Annotated in this window: 14 protein-coding genes and 1 riboswitch; of the genes, 7 read left to right on the top strand and 7 right to left on the bottom strand. The window is 64.8% G+C overall.

What is annotated here, in order from left to right; translation table 11 throughout:
- Positions 1-400 precede the first annotated feature (400 nt).
- From TEP_RS20035 to TEP_RS16230, 3 genes are all read left to right on the top strand, one after another.
- Entirely contained in the window at positions 401-526 is a 126-nt protein-coding gene (locus TEP_RS20035; RefSeq protein ID WP_276321419.1) for a hypothetical protein, read from the top strand.
- 54 nt (positions 527-580) lie between these two features.
- Entirely contained in the window at positions 581-1,399 is an 819-nt protein-coding gene (locus TEP_RS16240) for a HEAT repeat domain-containing protein (protein ID WP_165933933.1), read from the top strand.
- Between the two features lie 1,044 nt (positions 1,400-2,443).
- The gene (locus tag TEP_RS16230; RefSeq protein WP_132825941.1) at positions 2,444-3,397 is read left to right on the top strand and encodes a Nudix family hydrolase; all 954 of its coding nucleotides are present in this window, start codon (positions 2,444-2,446) and stop codon (positions 3,395-3,397) included.
- A gap of 152 nt (positions 3,398-3,549) precedes the next feature.
- Here the strand turns inward: TEP_RS16230 and TEP_RS16225 are convergent, their stop codons facing one another.
- The 3 genes from TEP_RS16225 to TEP_RS16215 form a co-directional block, all read right to left on the bottom strand.
- Positions 3,550-4,128 carry a DUF4124 domain-containing protein gene (locus TEP_RS16225; protein WP_132825940.1) on the bottom strand — a complete coding sequence of 193 codons (579 nt, stop codon included), beginning with the start codon at positions 4,126-4,128 and terminating at the stop codon, positions 3,550-3,552.
- Between the two features lie 41 nt (positions 4,129-4,169).
- On the bottom strand, positions 4,170-4,997 hold the full coding sequence (gene metF, locus TEP_RS16220) for a methylenetetrahydrofolate reductase [NAD(P)H] (RefSeq protein ID WP_132825939.1): 828 nt from the start codon (positions 4,995-4,997) through the stop codon (positions 4,170-4,172).
- Between the two features lie 72 nt (positions 4,998-5,069).
- Positions 5,070-6,593 carry an amidohydrolase family protein gene (locus TEP_RS16215; RefSeq protein WP_132825938.1) on the bottom strand — a complete coding sequence of 508 codons (1,524 nt, stop codon included), beginning with the start codon at positions 6,591-6,593 and terminating at the stop codon, positions 5,070-5,072.
- A gap of 136 nt (positions 6,594-6,729) precedes the next feature.
- Between TEP_RS16215 and TEP_RS16210 the strand changes: the two genes are divergently transcribed.
- Positions 6,730-7,287: a DUF3228 family protein gene (locus tag TEP_RS16210; RefSeq protein WP_132825937.1), complete on the top strand. Its 558-nt coding sequence runs from the start codon at positions 6,730-6,732 to the stop codon at positions 7,285-7,287.
- Positions 7,288-7,328: 41 nt separating this feature from the next.
- Positions 7,329-7,991, top strand: coding sequence for an energy transducer TonB (locus tag TEP_RS16205; RefSeq protein ID WP_132825936.1), 663 nt, complete (start codon positions 7,329-7,331; stop codon positions 7,989-7,991).
- Here TEP_RS16205 and TEP_RS16200 read toward each other — a convergent pair.
- The 3 genes from TEP_RS16200 to ahcY all read right to left on the bottom strand — a co-directional run bounded on the left by TEP_RS16200 (position 7,988) and on the right by ahcY (position 10,821).
- Positions 7,988-8,491, bottom strand: a complete 504-nt coding sequence (locus TEP_RS16200; RefSeq protein ID WP_132825935.1) for a hypothetical protein — start codon at positions 8,489-8,491, stop codon at positions 7,988-7,990. The genes TEP_RS16205 and TEP_RS16200 overlap by 4 nt on opposite strands.
- Positions 8,491-8,964, bottom strand: coding sequence for a Cys-tRNA(Pro) deacylase (gene ybaK / locus TEP_RS16195; protein ID WP_132825934.1), 474 nt, complete (start codon positions 8,962-8,964; stop codon positions 8,491-8,493). Before ybaK ends, TEP_RS16200 begins: the two co-directional genes overlap by 1 nt.
- Before the next feature lie 411 nt (positions 8,965-9,375).
- Entirely contained in the window at positions 9,376-10,821 is a 1,446-nt protein-coding gene (ahcY, locus tag TEP_RS16190) for an adenosylhomocysteinase (protein WP_132825933.1), read from the bottom strand.
- Between the two features lie 36 nt (positions 10,822-10,857).
- Positions 10,858-10,940, bottom strand: a riboswitch (S-adenosyl-L-homocysteine riboswitch).
- Positions 10,941-11,063: 123 nt separating this feature from the next.
- Here ahcY and TEP_RS16185 point away from each other — a divergent pair.
- Positions 11,064-13,580 (top strand): prolyl oligopeptidase family serine peptidase, encoded by a 2,517-nt coding sequence (locus TEP_RS16185; protein WP_132825932.1) that lies wholly within the window; start codon positions 11,064-11,066, stop codon positions 13,578-13,580.
- Positions 13,581-13,745: 165 nt separating this feature from the next.
- A complete protein-coding gene (gene ppc, locus TEP_RS16180; protein WP_132826559.1) occupies positions 13,746-16,457 on the top strand; it encodes a phosphoenolpyruvate carboxylase in 2,712 nt (903 codons plus the stop codon).
- A gap of 67 nt (positions 16,458-16,524) precedes the next feature.
- Here the strand turns inward: ppc and TEP_RS16175 are convergent, their stop codons facing one another.
- Complete coding sequence (locus TEP_RS16175; protein WP_025876535.1) at positions 16,525-17,031, bottom strand: acyl-CoA thioesterase; 507 nt, start codon at positions 17,029-17,031, stop codon at positions 16,525-16,527.
- Between the last annotated feature and the right edge of the window lie 142 nt (positions 17,032-17,173).

Below are 17,173 nucleotides of genomic sequence, written 5' to 3'. Positions count from 1 at the left end.
AGGCGCGACTTGTTTGCTACGTGGGTCGCCTACGCCTAAGGCGAGGCACAGATTGTGCTTGTTATTACCTTAAAAGCACAAATCTCGCAGGCACGAGGCGCCTGCCTGGATGTCCTTGATGGGCGCGGTCTTCAATAGACAATTGTGATTGTCCAATCGCGGTCAGTGCGCGATCCATCTGACGGTGCCTAGCGGAGCATATGCAGTGCTCCTAAGTCGTGAACGACCTTTTTTTTTCAGTGCTGCTCTTCAAAGTGGGTCGAATTCTTGCTGATATTTGTTCCACTCCTCATCTTTCATTTGAACCGCGTCACGAATAAGTGAATGGCGGTTGACAGGTTTTTGGAGGTGGGAGAATTTCGAATTGCCATGACTTCGTGGCCAATTTGGAGAAGGCGAAATGCGTTCAACGAATAAATTTGTCGGTTTGGAAGAAGAGGTCGGCTACACGCAAAGTATCGACATGGAGGCGGGGTTGCCTGCAGTCGTGCTTATTGCGGCGGTGTGGGTTTACGCTCATTCCTGATGCATGAGGATAGGGGAGGGGCGCTTGCCCCTCCCTCTTGCTGGGAGGGTGTCAATGAAAGGCATTGAGTGCATCAAGAGCGGCGAAATTGAAAGCTATCGCCAGTGGATGACGAGCTTTTATAAATCTGGCGCGTATCGAGAGTGTATCGCTCTGTGGGTTCGACATTTCGTTCGTGGCGACGGGTTGCCGGTAAGGGGTGGCGCTGGAGATGAGAACACCGCCACGGTGTTTGAGGACGATTTTGTTGTCGTCCATCTTAGATATCTGGCCAACTCGATTCGAAAAAAATCACTGAATGGTACAGTTTCAACATCCCCAGTATCGTCTCTCATTCTGCCGGTTGCTGGAGGGTCGCTCGATTTTAGCAGATGGACTGTTGATGGCGATTTTGACAGAGACACTTTCACCAGGGATGCTGCTCTCGTTCCCAGTGAGGAAGGAATATGTGGGATTGGCGATATTCTGGAAATATTTCGAGGGTCGCATTGCTTACGCCTTGAAGCAAACCGCGGCGGGGTGTTTGTTCTACAGGTGTCAAATAGAAGTTCGGATCGCCTCGTGTGGACTTTTGATAGGGCGAGCGGAAGGGCGAAGTTCGCTTCGTCTGCTTCTATTGCGGCTAGTAGAGACCAGCTTGTATGTCGCGCGCTGGCGGAGATGGGTCATGCCGAGTCCTACTCATTGATCTGCGAAGTTGCGCGAGATCATGGATTTCACTTCGTCCGGATGGAGGCATTGCGGTCTCTATTTATTCTTGGGTATCCAGACTTGTTGCGCCTGCTGCGGGAACGAGCACTGTTTGATCCTCATCCGCATGTAAGGGCTGCGTGTGAGAAGAATATTTATGCCCTACAGGAGGGGGAGCTGTGAAAAAATGGGNTTTGGATGGGAGTGGGGTCGCATTCAGTGATGCGGTGAATTATCTTGATGACATGGGGCAGCGGCTATTTTCAGAGGATCTGGACGAGACTGCATTGGTTCTTCGTGGACTCTACGAAGATCGAACGTTCTTGGTCAACTATTTGGCGGCTCAGTTGCGAAGTGAACTGGATGTGGGTAACGAGTATTCATCGCAAGTGTTTGTTCTAAAGAAGTCAAAATTCTTCACTCTCCGAGCTGTGCTATGGGAGCCGCCGCGCGGAGTTGCGGGTGAAGAGATGTTCCTCTACGAGATGCCGCATGACCATGATTTTTCATTCTTTACCTTGGGGTACTTTGGTCCTGGTTATGAAACTGAAGTGCGTTCGTATGATCAAGGCTCAGTAGTTGGGCTTGTGGGTGAAAATGTCTCTCCACTGCAGGGGGAGTGTTTTACGCTTAAAGAACGGAGGGTGGTTCTATATGAGGGCGGTAGGGATATACATAATCAACATCCTCCTGAGGCGCTATCAATAAGCTTTAACGTAATTCAGGACATCTCGGCTTTCGGCATAAAGCGACGCCAATATGAGTTTAACGATGGATTTTCGGAAATTAAGAGAGTCTTGAATGTTAATCCTATTCCTCTGTTTGTCAGGGCGGCTTGTGCAGTGGGTGGTGAGGCGGTGAACTATGTTGAGGAGGTTGCGAGATTTGCACCCTCAGAGTACGCAAGGGCCGCAGCGCTGAAAGCGCTGGTGGATCTGGATACGAGATACGTCGATTTGGTATTGCGCGACAGTAGTTCATATGTACGCCGCGAAGTGCTGGAGGCTCCATCCTCTCCGAGTGGCCCTTTGTTCTAGCTGAGGGGCGTGCGGTCTTCAGCTACATGCACCCGCCTCGGGAGCTGGGAGCTGTTCTGATGGCCTTGCAGCCTCCTTTGGTGCTCAGGGTCGTTTTCTTGCCTCACTCTTTCCCGCGCCCGTAAATGCGATCTCCAGTTCTACGAGCGCACCGTTGCGCGGATCTGGTTGTTTTCGGCATGCTCCCCCCATGCCTTCCCCGAAACGATCGATCCACGTCGTAGCCGCGGTCATCACTGACGCCCGCGGCCGCATCCTGCTCAACCGTCGTACCGAAAGCCGCGACATGGCCGGCCTCTGGGAATTCCCGGGCGGCAAGCGCGAGCCCGGTGAGACCTCCGAACAGGCGCTGGTGCGCGAGCTGCACGAGGAGCTGGGCATCGAGGCCGAGGTGGGCGAGTGGATCATGGACGTGCCGCAGCGCTACCCGGACAAGGACCTGACCCTGGAAGTGCGCCACGTGCGCAGCTGGAAGGGTGCCCCGCGCGGACGCGAGGGCCAGGCCATCACCTGGGTGACGCCGGACAAGCTGGCCCGTTATTCAATGCCGCCGGCCGACCTGCCAGTGGTGGCCGCACTGCGCCAGCCGGACTGTTACCTGATCACCCCTGCGCCGGACATCGATGAGGTCGGCCTGCAGCGTTGGCACGGCCAGCTGCAGCAGGCCGTGGCTTCGGGGCAGCAACGCATCCAGCTGCGCCTGCCCGCCGAGCATCCGCAACGTCAGGGCGTGATCGAGCAGGCCGTGCGCGCGCACCAGCGCGGCGTCCAGTGGCTGCTGAACCGCGATATCGAACTGGCGCGCACCCTCGGCGTTGGCGTGCACCTGGGCAGCGAGCAGCTGCAGTCGCTGCAGGAGCGCCCGCTGCCGGCCGGGCAGCTGGTGGCGGCCTCCTGCCATGACCTTGAACAGCTGTTGTCTGCACAGCGGCTCGGCTGCGACTTTGCCGTGCTGGGGCCGGTGCAGGCCACCGCGAGCCATCCCGATGCAATGCCGTTGGGGTGGGAGGCCTTCGCCGCGCTGCGCGCGCAGGTCTCGCTGCCGATCTATGCGCTCGGCGGCATGACACCGCAGCATGTGGCCGAGGCACGCCGGCATGGCGGGCAGGGTATCGCCGCCATCCGCGGACTGTGGCCGGTGTAGCGCCATACACGGGGTCGGATCCTCGCGAAGCGGGGTTCTGACCTCCTCGCTCGAATCCGGGGTCGGAGCCCTTTCCGCTGGAAAGGGATCCGACCCCTCACCGCAAGCAGTAGATCCACGCCATGCGTGGATGGCGGTTCAGCAGCACCCGCTCACAACGTAATCCAGAAACACCCATACTGCCGCCGCAGCCCAAGCACGGTCGCCGCACGCGTGGCGCTGCCCGGCAGGGTCTGCTCCAACCGCAACCCGATCGGATGGCGCCGTGCAGCCGGCATCGGCACCGTCTCCGAATCCTGCGAGGCGATGCCCTGGCCCTCATCCAGATCCTGGCGCGGATACACCGGCACCACGTCCACCAGCGGCCGCCGCACCACCGATTCCAGCTGGCCAAGAATCCGCTGTGCGCCGGCATCGGACACCGCGCCCCACATGTACAGCGAAGAAAGCCGGTTCACATCACCGATGCTGACCGCCGTGTGCAAAGCCTGCACCAGTTCGCTCAGCCGGCGTGGGCAGCTGCTGCCGAGGCTGTCGCGTTGCAGGGTATTGCCGGAAGGCGCCGGCGGCGGGCGCCGGGATTGCGCACCCAGGCTGTCACAGGGGCGGTCGGTATAGACACTTTGCCCCTGCGGATCGGTGCAGCGGTTCAAGCGCGTGGACTGCGCCTGCACATCGGCGCAGACACCGGGCAGCAGCAGGACCAGCAACAGGGACAGGACGAGCTTCATCGACGCAGCGTAGCGCCGATTGCGATAACGCAGCGTACTTTTCAGCCTTGCAGCAGCTTCAGTACCGAGACCGTCGGCTTGGCCAGGTTCAAGGTGTAGAAGTGCAGGCCCGGTGCGCCGCCTTCGACCAGGCGCTGGCACAGCTTGGCCACCACTTCGGCGCCGAAGGCGCGCACCGATTCGACGTCGTCACCGTAGGCCTGCATCTTGCGGCTGATCCAGCGGGGGATTTCCGCACCGCACTGTTCGGAGAAGCGGCGCAGCTGGCTGAAATTGGAGATCGGCATGATGCCCGGGGTGATCGGCACCTGCACGCCGAGCCGCTGCACTTCGTCGACGAAGTGGAAGTAGGCATCCGGGTTGAAGAAGTACTGGGTGATGGCCGCATCCGCACCGGCGTCGATCTTGGCCTTGAAGTGCTTCAGGTCGAGCAGGGCGTCCTGCGCTTGCGGATGCGTTTCCGGATACGCGCCCACTTCAATGCGGAAGGCATCACCGTGTTCGGCACGGATGAAGGCGATCAGTTCGGAGGCATAGCGCATGTCGCCCGGGAAGCCCATGCCCGAGGGCAGGTCGCCGCGCAGTGCGACCAGGCGCCGGCAGCCGATGGCGCGGTACAGCTTGAGCAGTTCACGGATTTCCTGGCGGGTGCCGCCGACGCAGGACAGGTGCGGCGCGGCCTCGAAGCCATGGTGCTGGTTGAGATGACGCACGGTCTCGGAGGTGTAGCTGAGGGTCGAGCCACCGGCGCCGAAGGTACAGGACACGTACTTGGGAGCATACGTCTTCAGCCTGGCCGCGGCACGGTCCAGCTGGGTGCGCTGTTCGTCGGTCTTGGGCGGATAGAACTCGAAGCTGATGGCGGTCATGGCACGGGCGGCGGCATCGGGTGTGAAGCAGTATATCTCTCAATCGAGATGGATGTAAAAACAAGACGGCCGCTACAGTTCCGCGCTGACCGGGCTGGTCACGAATCCCCACAGCAGCCGCGCCATCACCGCAGGTGAGCGTGCCTGCGCGCGGGAGTAGGCCAGCAGTGCATCCAGCCTTGGACGGTCGTAGAGGTGGCCGGCCAGCAGCACCGCGTGCACGCGTCGGCTGTTGCCGATGTCCAGCAGAGGATTGCCGTCCAGCAGCACCAGGTCGGCCGCTTTGCCGATCTCGACACTGCCATGCCGGGCCTGCAGGCGAAGGTGCTGTGCGGCGTGCAACGTGGCTGCGCGCAGCACGTCCGCCTGGCTGAGCCCGGCCTGGTGCAGCAGTTGCAGTTCATCGTGATAGCGGAAGCCGCCAAGCCCGGTGTCGGTGCCCACCAGCACCGGAACACCGGCGCGGTGCGCAGCGCCGGTCAGTGCCAGGCCATGATTGAAATAGGCGTGCAGCGCGCGCTCGCCACGTTGGCCTGGATGGCGGGTGACCGTGGCCTGCAGGTCGTCGCGCCAGGCCCAGCGCGAAAGCGGATCGAGGTACGCCAGTCGCGGATCATCGATGAAGCCCGGATCGCGCGCGCGGGCATCCTCCTCGCGGGTGACATGAGTGGGCACGAAGGCGCTGCCGCTGGCCTGCATCAGCGCGAAGGCGGCCTTGCACCTTGCAGGCGCATAGCTGTCCACCATGTGCTCGGCCAAGGCTGTCGGGTCTTCACCGTCCAGCGTCCCGCTGCGCCATGCAGCTGCGGAGCCGGAGCAGTGGCGAACGAACAGATGCGCGTGTTCAAAGCTGTGCTGTCCGGCCTGCAGTGCCTCTTCCAGCGCCACCGCCCTGGGCAGGTGGCCCACCAGCGGACGATGCAGTTGCCGAGCCTCGGCAGCCAGCCGTTGGTAGGTATCCGGGCGCAGCCGGTTGTAGACCTCCAGTGCATCCACGCCGCGCTCGGCGTACTCACGCGCGCGACGCACGGCGTCCTCTGGTGCCAGCGCAGGGTCTTCGAAGTAGAAGCTTGCCACCTGCACGAATCGCGGCGCGGTCAACGTGCCAGCGATGGCCTGTGCGCTCCAGCGACGCTTGTCAGCGACGCAGGCGATCAGCGGATCGGTCGGCTGCGGGCAGTCCATCATGTCGCGGGTGCCGGTGATGCCGTTGGCCAGCATCAACGGGAACTGCAGTTGCGGAGACAGCTGCAGTGCGTGGGTATGCATGTCCCAGAAGCCAGGCAGCAGCCAGCGGCCACCGGCGTCGAATACGTGCAAGGTGGCGTCGTGGGGGCCATTGCCGATGGCGATGATGGTGCCGTTGCGCACCGTCACAGTGGTGGGCGCGCTGGCGACGCCGTTCTGCACGTCCACCACCCGCGCATTGATGATCACCCGGCTGTTGCCGACATCGGGTGGCGGCGGCGCTGGCAACGGCCAGATCAGGGCGGCAGCGAACAGCAGGGGCGGAGCCAGAAGCACAGCCGCCACTGCCTTCAGCAGAGGCCGTTGGTGTGATCGAGGGAAAGGGGACAACGCGCGTGCTGCATCCATGAGCCTGCAATCCCTACGGTAGGTCGAAGGCAGGGTGGGGCAAGTCCGTTGTGGATGCCAGTGACTCTCGGCCTGCTCCCCTTGCGCCGCCGGTGGCGGTTACCCTGTGCAGCGGATTCTTCGATCACACCGCGCCATGTCCATCGTCCTCACCGATTTCGCCCGCCCCCGCCTGTTCCCGCGCGTACCACGCGCCAACACCATCCAGGACTGCAGTGCCGAGCAGTTCCAGGCACATCTCAACGCGCACCCGCCGCTGAAGGTGCTCGATGGCTATGCACAGTTCTGCAAGCTGTTCGTCTATGAGAACTGGACCAGCACGCGTTGCCTGACCGTGCCGGTCACCGATGCCAACCGGCACCTGCTGCGCAGCGGCTACGAGGCGCGCAACCGTGAGGAACTGCCGGTGCTGGTGCGCTGGTTCGAGGGCGTGGAATCGCCACGGGCCAATTACCTGGTGGTGATCCTGTACAGCGCCGAGCAGCTGGCCAAGGAAGGTTCACCCATCGATGCCGACTGGGGCATCGTCGGCTGCATCTATACCGCCGAGCCGGAAGAAGTGCCAATGGCGCCGATCACCATGATGCGCAATGCGCTGGGCGTGGACGAAGGTGGTTCGGGCGTGCCGCTGGACCGCCAAGCCTATCAGCGCGCGGTGGCGTTCTGGGAGAACAACGCCAACTGGCGGCCGTGATCGGGACGCTGTAGAAAAGGTCTGCTGCGCAAGACGCTACCATGGCAGCAGATCGGTGCTGGGAGCGCAGGATGATGATGGGAAGCGTATTTTCATGGGGCGCACTGTTGGTGGCCCTGCTTGCCGCCAGCGGTTGCTCGACGAAATACGATGCCGCCGCCGCGTGTGGGAGTCTGTCGGACCTGGCGCCGGTACGCGACGCCAGTATCGACCAGTTGCATGCCTCCCATGACGGGGGACGCTGCGCCTTCCGTATGACAGGGCGTGACCCGGCAGCGTTGCAACGCCAGCAGCACATGCTGGATGCAATCTCCGTAATCGCCTGTGGCCAACCCGCGCAGATCCAGCCGATACAGGGGGCGCAGGGCTTCGAACTGCAGATGCCATCACGCTGCCCGCTGTCAGCACGCACGTCGCTGTTTGTCCGCGACGACCCACGCTGGCGTCTCGAACGCCCATCGATGCCAAGCTACCCGGCCGTGGCGCGCGGCGAGAATCTGCAGGGCAAAGTGAGCATGCGCCTGCTGTTGGACGACGAGGGCCGCGTCAAGGCTGCCATCGTGGCTGAATCCAGTGGACACCCGTTGCTGGATGAAGCGGCGGTCAAGGCAGCGCTGGGATGGCAATGGAAGCGGGAGTGGTGGGCATTCAGCGCCACACGCATGAGCATGGTGCCCGCGACGACAACGTTTGCGGGCGACTAACGGCTCGAAGCCCCGGCCAGCGATGTCCACTCCCACCACGGGTAGTGGTACTCGCGGTCGGTGGCATCCCAGTGCTGGTCGCAGCAGGTGCAGGCCACCCGGTGGCGGTCGCCCCAGCCATCCTCGGCCACGCCCTGTTCCAGCAGCCGCACATGCCCCTGTTCGATGAGCCGGCGTGGGTCGAAGAACAGGTAATCCGGATACAGCGCGCACAGGCAGCCTTTGCGCTCACGCCAATAACGCAGGCGGCGCAGCGCGGCCTGCAGGTGCACACCGTTGCTGACCAGCGCACCGCCGAGCTGCACGCCCTCGCAGGCCTGCTCGATCCGCTCGGCATGCGGCGCCAGCGCGTCCAGCGTCGTGGCGCTGAACAACCGCGCCAGGCGGCTGCTGGCGGCATGGATACGACTGGCATCGCGCGACAGCAGGTCCTGCAGCAGTACGTCGGCCTGCGGGTCGTCCAGCCGCGGTGGCGGCGATGTGGACCAGGGCCAGCGCATCAACGGGGTCTGCCGATTGCGGCGTAGTGGCCGCCGGTCAGGCGCAGCAGGTCGGCCGGTGCCAGTTCCACCTCCAGGCCACGCCGTCCCGCGCTGACGTGCAGGGTGGGCAGCGCCTGCGCGCTGGCGTCGAGGAAGCTGCGCAGGCGCTTCTTCTGTCCAAGCGGGCTGATGCCACCGACCAGATAGCCGGTTGCGCGCTGCGCGGCATCGACGGCGGCCATCTCGCACTTCTTGCAGCCGGCCGCCTCGGCCAGTGCTTTCAGATCAAGCTGGCCGGCCACCGGCACGATGGCAACGAGCAGCTCGTGCGTTTCGGTGCTGGCCAGCAGGGTCTTGAATACCTGTGCCGGGTCCAGGCCCAGCTTTTCGACGGCCTCGCCACCGTAGGATTCGCCATGGGCATCGTGCACGTAGCTGTGCACGCTATGGGCGATCTTCTCGCGCCTGAGCAGGTTGATGGCCGGGGTCATGGGCATATCGTAGCGCCGCGCGCGGGTGTTGCCTTGACTGAGACTATTGCGTTTGGCCAATGAACAGCATCCACGCGTGGCGTGGATCTACCTCGGGACGGATGGACGGCATCCACGCATGGCGTGGATCTACTTCGGGACGGATGGACGGCATCCACGCATGGCGTGGATCTACTTCGGGACGGACGGCATCCACGCGTGGCGTGGATCTACCTCGGGACGGATGGACGGCATCCACGCATGGCGTGGATCTGGCGGAACGGAGGATCAGTAGATCCACGCCATGCGTGGATGCGTGGTGCACGACCGCACGCAAACCAGAACGGGCGCCCGAAGGCGCCCGTCCGTGTGCATCCGTTGCTGGAGTCAGAGCCCTTTCCCGCGGAAAGGGATCCGACCCCGCGCACGGCATCAGTAGCGGTAATGATCCGGCTTGAACGGACCTTCCACCGGCACGCCGATGTAGTCGGCCTGTTCCTGGCTCAGGGTGGTCAGCTTCACGCCGATCTTCTCCAGGTGCAGGCGGGCCACTTCTTCGTCCAGCTTCTTCGGCAGCAGGTACACCTTCTTCTCGTAGCTGTCCTTGTTGGCCCACAGGTCGATCTGCGCCAGGGTCTGGTTGGCAAACGAGTTGGACATCACGAAGCTCGGGTGGCCGGTGGCGCAGCCCAGGTTGACCAGGCGGCCTTCGGCCAGCAGGAAGATCGCGTTGCCGTTGGGGAAGATGTACTTGTCCACCTGCGGCTTGATGTTGACGTGCTTCACGCCCGGGAAGGCGACCAGCGCATCGACCTGGATCTCGTTGTCGAAGTGGCCGATGTTGCAGACGATGGCCTGGTCCTTCATCGCGCTCAGGTGCTCGATGCGGATGATGTCCTTGTTGCCGGTGGTGGTGACGTACAGGTCGGCACGGCCCAGGGTGGATTCGATGGTGTTGACCTCGAAGCCTTCCATCGCCGCCTGCAGCGCGCAGATCGGATCGATCTCGGTGACCACCACGCGCGCGCCGTAGGCACGCAGCGACGCGGCGCAGCCCTTGCCGACGTCACCGTAGCCGCAGACCACGGCGACCTTGCCGGCCAGCATCACGTCCATCGCGCGCTTGAGGCCATCGGCCAGCGACTCGCGGCAGCCGTACAGGTTGTCGAACTTGCTCTTGGTGACCGAGTCGTTGACGTTGATTGCCGGGATCAGCAGGGTGCCGGCCTGGGCCAGCTGGTACAGGCGGTGCACGCCGGTGGTGGTTTCTTCCGAAACGCCCTTCCAGTCCTTGACCACGCGGCCCCAGTAACCCGGGCGCTCCTTGGCCACGCGCTTGAGCAGGTTCTTGATGACCTGCTCTTCGTGCGAAGCGGCCTTTTCGTCGACCCAGGTGCTGCCGTTTTCCAGCTCGTAGCCCTTGTGGATCAGCAGGGTCACGTCACCGCCGTCGTCGACCACCAGCTCCGGGCCGGTCAGGGTGCCGTCGGGCAGGGTGAAGGTCAGCGCGTCCAGAGTGCAGTCCCAGTACTCTTCCAGCGACTCGCCCTTCCACGCGAACACGGGGGTGCCGGTGGCGGCGATCGCCGCAGCGGCGTGGTCCTGGGTCGAGAAGATGTTGCACGAGGCCCAGCGCACGTCGGCGCCGATGTCCTTCAGGGTCTCGATCAGCACCGCGGTCTGGATGGTCATGTGCAGCGAGCCGGTCACGCGCACGCCCTTCAGCGGCAGCTCGGCCTGGTACTTGCGGCGGATCGACATCAGGCCCGGCATTTCGTGCTCGGCGATGTCCAGTTCCTTGCGGCCCCAGTCGGCCAGGGTGATGTCGCGGATCTTGTAGTCGCCTTCGGTGGAGAAGGTCTTGGCAACAGCATTCATGCAGTAGCTCCGGTTGTGGGCGAGCGGATGCTCGCATCTGGCCGGGCGCCGTTGTTGCAAAGCCACCTGGCCGAGCCTGGCCGGTCTCAGGGGATCCGGTCGCAGCGCCCCTCGGCAGGGGAGGATGCCCATTATATCGCGCCTCCGCTGTGACACGGCGATGACCCAACCATCGGCAGATGGGCGGAGGTGCATGGCCTGTTAAGGTCGAGGGCTTCATGCAGCGAACAGGTGGAACAATGATGAGCACGCACGCACGCCGCAACCGGCGCTTGACTGGCCTGGTCCTGTCGATGGCCCTGCTGGCGGTGGTCCCGCAGGCCTGGGCTGCGGCACCGCAGGCGGCCGCGGCGCAGGCGCAAGGCGTGGCCGGTTACGAGCTGCCCTCGGCCGCACTGCAGGCGGTGGTCGACGCGCCGCGGGCGCCGTCGCTGTTCCTGTCGCCGCGCCGCGATGTCGCCGCGCTGATGCAGATGCCGTCGCTGCCGTCGATCCAGGTGGTGGCACAGCCGGAGCTGAAGCTGGCGGGCCTGCGCATCAATCCGAGAACCTTCTCCGACAGCCGTTTCAGCTTCGGCCAGAAGCTGTGGCTGATGAACGTGGCCGACGGCAAGGAGCGGCAGATCAGCGGGTTGCCGGCCTCGTTGTCGATCGCCAGCCTGATGTGGTCGCCGGACCAGAAGTGGCTGGCCTTCAACCAGGTCGATGCCGCTACCGGTGCCAATGAGCTGTGGCTGGTGGACGTGGCTGGCGGCAGCGCCCGTCGCCTGGTCGCCGGCCTGAATACCGTTCTGGGCAGTGGCTACCAGTGGTTGCCGGACAGCCGTGGCCTGGTGGTGTTCACCCGCCCGGCCAACCTTGGCGCCGCCCCGGCTGCTGATGGCATCCCGACCGGCCCGGCCGTGCAGCAGACCAGCCAGGGCGGTGGCGTGGTGTCCATCCGCACCTACCAGGACCTGCTGAAGAACGAGGCCGACGCGCGCCAGTTCGATTACTACGCCACTACCCAACCGATGGAAGTGGGGCTGGACGGGCAGAGCCGTGCCATCGGTGCGGCCGGCATCTTCATGGGTTTTGCGGTGTCGCCCGACGGCCGCTTCGTGCTCAGCCAGCCGGTGCAGCGTCCGTACTCCTACGTGGTGCCGCTGAGCAGCTTCCCGCGCCGTATCGAAGTGCTCGACCGCAGCACCGGCAAGCTGGTGCATACCGTGGCCGTACGGCCGCTGGTGGAAGGCCTGCCGACCGGCAACGATGCCGAAGTGACCGGCGTGCGTGACATCAGCTGGCGCGGCGATGCCGATGCCACCCTGGTCTGGGCCGAAGCGCAGGATGGTGGCGACCCGAACCGGGAAGCCAAGGTGCGCGATGCGGTGTTCATGCAGGCCGCACCGTTCGACACCCCGCCGGTGACCCTGGCCCAGCTCGGCAGCCGCTATGCCGGCATCAGCTGGGGCCGCGGCGACCTCGCACTGCTCAACGAATCATGGTGGAAGACCCGCCGCAGCAAGACCTGGCTGATCGCACCGGACAACGCCAGCGCCGATGCCAGGCTGCTGTGGGATCGCGACGCGCAGGACCGCTACGCCGATCCGGGCCGCCCTCTGATGGCCAGTGATGACCGCGGCCGCTCGCTGCTGCAGACCACCGCCGATGGCGGCAGCCTGTACCTGGCCGGTGCCGGTGCATCGCCGGAAGGCGACCGTCCGTTCGTGGATCGCTTCGACGTGGCCAGCGGCAAGGCGACCCGCCTGTTCCATTCGCAGGCACCGACCTACGCCGCGCCGGTAACGCTGCTGGATGCGCAGGCCAGCTCGCTGCTGATCAGCCGCGAGAGCCCGGACGAGCCGACCAACTTCTACGTGCAGTCGCTGGCCGACACCAACGCCGCACCGCGTGCGCTGACCCATTTCGCCCATCCGCTGCCGCAGCTGAAGGGCGTGCAGAAGGAGCAGATCCGCTACAAGCGCAAGGACGGCGTGGACCTGACCGCGACCCTGCTGCTGCCGCCGGGCTACGACCCCAAGCGCGATGGTCCGCGGCCGCTGCTGATGTGGGCCTACCCGGGTGAGTTCAAGAGCGCGGCGGCCGCCAGCCAGGTGACCGATTCGCCGTACCGCTTCAACGCCATCAGCTACTGGGGCCCGCAGGCGTTCCTGGCCAAGGGCTATGTGGTGCTGGCCAGTCCGTCGATGCCGATCATCGGCGAAGGCGACAAGGAACCCAACGACACCTACATCGAACAGCTGGTGGCCAATGCGCAGGCCGCGGTGGACGAGGTGGTGCGGCGTGGCGTGACCGACCGCGAGCACATCGCCATCGGTGGCCACTCCTACGGTGCGTTCATGACCGCCAACCTGCTCGCGCACACCCGCCTGTTCAAGGCCGGCATCGCGCGCAGCGGCGCCTACAACCGCACGCTCACCCCGTTCGGTTTCCAGGCCGAAGAGCGCAACTACTGGCAGGCGCAGGACGTGTACCAGAAGATGGCGCCGTTCAATTACGCCGACAGGATCAAGGATCCGATCCTCTTCATCCACGGCGTGGACGACAACAACTCGGGCACGTTCCCGATGCAGAGCGAACGCATGTTCGCCGCAGTGAAGGGCTTGGGCGGCACCGCCCGCCTGGTGATGCTGCCGAACGAATCGCATGCCTACCGCGCACGCGAATCGATCATGACGATGCTGGCCGAAAGCGAGCGCTGGCTGGAGCAGAACCTGGGCCCGGTGCAGCAGGGCAAGGCGAAGAAGCAGCGCTGATCCGCGCACGATGGCGGCCCCCGCAACGGGGCCGCTTCCCACGATAGCGCCGGGCCATGCCCGGCGGATACGTGCAGATGAAACCATTTTTGCATCGCAGCACGGCACGCGTTCTGGTTTAGGCTTGGGGGTCTGGATCCGTTGACCGAGGCCTGTGCGTCGCCGATGAACGAGTACCGCAGCAGTATCGAATTCGCTTCCCCCGATCTTCCCCTGCGTGACGACGTGCGCCGTCTGGGTGCACTGGTCGGTGACCTGCTGGTCGAGCAGGTGTCGGCCGCCTTTCTCGATGACGTCGAGGACGTGCGTACGCGTGCCATTGCCCGCCGCGAGAACCAGGCGCCGCTGTCGGAGCTGGCCGATGGGCTGGCCGGGCGTGCGCCGCAGCAGGCCGAGACCATGGTGCGTGCGTTCAGCACCTACTTCCAGGTGGTCAACATCGCCGAGCGCGTGCATCGCATCCGCCGCCGCCGCGACTACCAGCGCGCCGTCGCCGCCGCGCCGCAACCCGATGGCCTGCAGGATGCCCTGCAGCACCTGAAGGCGCAGGGCGTTGGCCTGGACGAACTGGCGCAGTGGCTGCCACGCATCGATATCGAGCCGGTGTTCACCGCGCACCCGACCGAAGCGGTGCGCCGCGCGCTGCTGGAGAAAGAGCAGCTGATGGTGGCCAGCCTGGTCGACAACCTCGACGGCCAGCGCACGCCGGGTGAAGCGGCCGCAGACGCTGCACGCTTCCGCATGGCATTGACCGCCTCGTGGCAGACCACCGATTCCTCACCGGTGCGCCCTACCGTGGATGACGAACGCGAGCACGTCGGCTTCTATCTGGTGCAGGTGCTGTACCGGGTGATCCCGGTGCTGTACGAATCGCTGCAGCAGGCACTGCGCGATACCTATGGTGCGGAACTGCCGCTGCCGCGCCTGCTGCGTTTCGGCACGTGGGTGGGCGGCGACATGGACGGCAATCCCAATGTGGATGCGCACACCATCCGCAACACGCTGGATGCACAGCGCGTTGCCGTGCTGGGCCGCTATCAGAAGGAGCTGCTGCAGCTGGCCAGCCTGCTCAGCCAATCCACCGAACGGGTAGGGGTGAGCGATGCACTGCAGGCGCGTGTAGCGCATTACCAGCAGTTGCTGCCGCAGGTGCAGTCGCGCCCCCGCCATGCCGACATGCCGTATCGGTTGCTCAACGACCGCATGCGCGCACGCCTGCAGGCCACGCTGGATGATGCCGACGGCGCCTATGCCGGCCCGGACGAGCTGATCGATGACCTGCAGCTGATCCTCGACAGCCTGCGCGCGAACCGGGGCGAACATGCCGGTGGCTTCGCGGTGCAGCGCCTGTTGTGGCGGGTGAAGACCTTCGGTTTCCATCTGGCGCGGCTGGATGTGCGCCAGGAATCGAGCGTGCATGCGCGCGCGCTGGCGGCAGCGCTGGGTGGCGATGCGGCATGGGACGCATTGGATGCAGCGGGTCGCGCACGCCTGCTGGCACCGCATGCCAGTGGCGAAACACCCTTGCCCGTTGGCAATGATGAAGGCAACCAGCGCTTGGATGCGGTGTTCGTTGCATTGGCCGATGCACGTGCGCGGCATGGTGGCGACGCGCTGGGCAGCTACATCATCTCGATGGCGCACGACCGTGGCGATGTGCTGGCGGTGCTGGCGCTGGCGCGTCGTGGCGGCCTGGTCGATGACGCCGGCCACGTGCCGCTGGATATCGCGCCGCTGTTCGAAACCGTGGACGACCTCAAGCGCGGCACCGCGACGCTGCGCGATCTGCTGGCCGATCCGGTGTACCGCGCGCATCTGCGGGCACGCGAGGACGTGCAGATGGTGATGCTCGGCTATTCGGACAGCAGCAAGGATGGTGGCATTGCCGCATCACGCTGGGGCCTGCAGCGCGCACAGGTGGAACTGCTGGAGGTGGCCGCCGAAGCGGGCCTGCGCCTGACCTTCTTCCATGGCCGCGGTGGCTCGATCAGCCGCGGTGGTGGCAAAACCACGCACGCGGTCGATGCCTCGCCACGCGGCAGCATCGATGGCCGCCTGCGGGTGACCGAGCAGGGCGAGGTGATCCACCGCAAGTACGGCATCCGCGCGCTGGCACTGCGTTCGCTGGAGCAGGCCACCGGTGCGGTGCTGCGCGCCAGCCTGCGCCCGCGTGCCGCCGAACCGCGCGAGGATGATTGGCGCCCGGTGATGGACGTGGTCGCCGGTTCCAGCAGCGAGGTCTATCGGGCGTTCGTCGGCCAGCCACGCTTCATGGACTATTTCCGTACTGCCACGCCGATCGATGTGATCGAACGGATGACGCTGGGGTCGCGGCCGTCGCGCCGGCTCGGCCAGGATGCGGCCTTGACCAACCTGCGCGCGATTCCGTGGGTGTTCGCCTGGAGCCAGGCGCGCGCGGTGATTCCGGGCTGGTATGGGGTCGGCAGCGGCCTGCAGGCGGCCGCCGACGCCGGCCATGAAGCCACGCTGCGTGAAATGGCGCGGGACTGGCCGTTCTTCCGCACCTTCCTGGACGACATCGCGATGGTGCTGTCCAAGGGGGACATCACCATTGCCGAACAGTTCTCGCGTTTGTCGGGCGAACTGCACGACGCGTTCTTCCCGCAGGTCGAACGCGAACTTGAACTGACCCGGCACTGGCTGCTGGCGTTGATGGAGCAGCAGACCCTGCTGGACCACGACGCGCGGCTGGCGCTGTCGATCCGCCTGCGCAATCCTTATGTGGACCCGATCAGCGTGCTGCAGGTGGACCTGCTGCAGCGCTGGCGCGAAAGCGGGCGCGAGGACGACGACCTGCTGCGCGCGCTGGTGGCCTGCGTGAATGGTGTCTCGCAGGGCGTGCAGAACACCGGGTGATGCGCATCCGCCGGGCATGGCCCGGCGCTACCTGCCTCGGTGGGTGCGGGGCTTGCCCCGCACGCCCTCACTCTTCCGGCGAAGGCGGATTGGACGCCAACAGTTCCAGATGCCGCTGCTCCATTTCCTGCCGCAGCTGGCGGCGGATCAAGGCTGCGGCCTGCCGGCGCTTTTCGTCCGAGCTGGCCGGCTGCAGCGATGGAACCGGCGTCGGCCGGCCGTCCTCGTCCACCGCCACCATGGTGAAGAAGCAGCTGTTGGCGTGGCGCACGCTGCGCTTGAGGATGTCCTCGGCCACCACCTTGACGCCGATTTCCATCGACGAGGTGCCTGTGTAGTTCACCGAGGCCAGGAAAGTGACCAGTTCGCCGACCGCGATCGGCTGCCGGAACACCACCTGGTCCACCGACAGGGTGACCACGTAGCGGCCGGCATAGCGGCTGGCGCAGGCATAGGCGACCTGGTCGAGCAGGCGCAGGATCGCGCCACCGTGGACCTTGCCGGAGAAATTGGCCATCTCCGGCGACATCAGCACGGTCATGGACAGCTGGTGGGATTTGAGTTCGGTCGACATGGGGCGATTGTATCGGCAACCACCGGCACTACCATCTGCCGGCCAGCGGCCGGGACCCTCATGATGTGCGCAAACCGATGCAGGGTTGCCGGCCAGCGGCCAGCACTACCGAAAGCAGAAGGGCCGCTTGCGCGGCCCTTCT

Origin of the sequence: Stenotrophomonas sp. TEPEL (assembly GCF_004348785.1) — a bacterium.
In the GTDB taxonomy this organism is placed as follows: Bacteria; Pseudomonadota; Gammaproteobacteria; order Xanthomonadales; family Xanthomonadaceae; genus Stenotrophomonas; species Stenotrophomonas indicatrix.
Note: the sequence above shows the minus strand (reverse complement) of the source record. Positions and strands in the feature narration are given on the sequence as shown.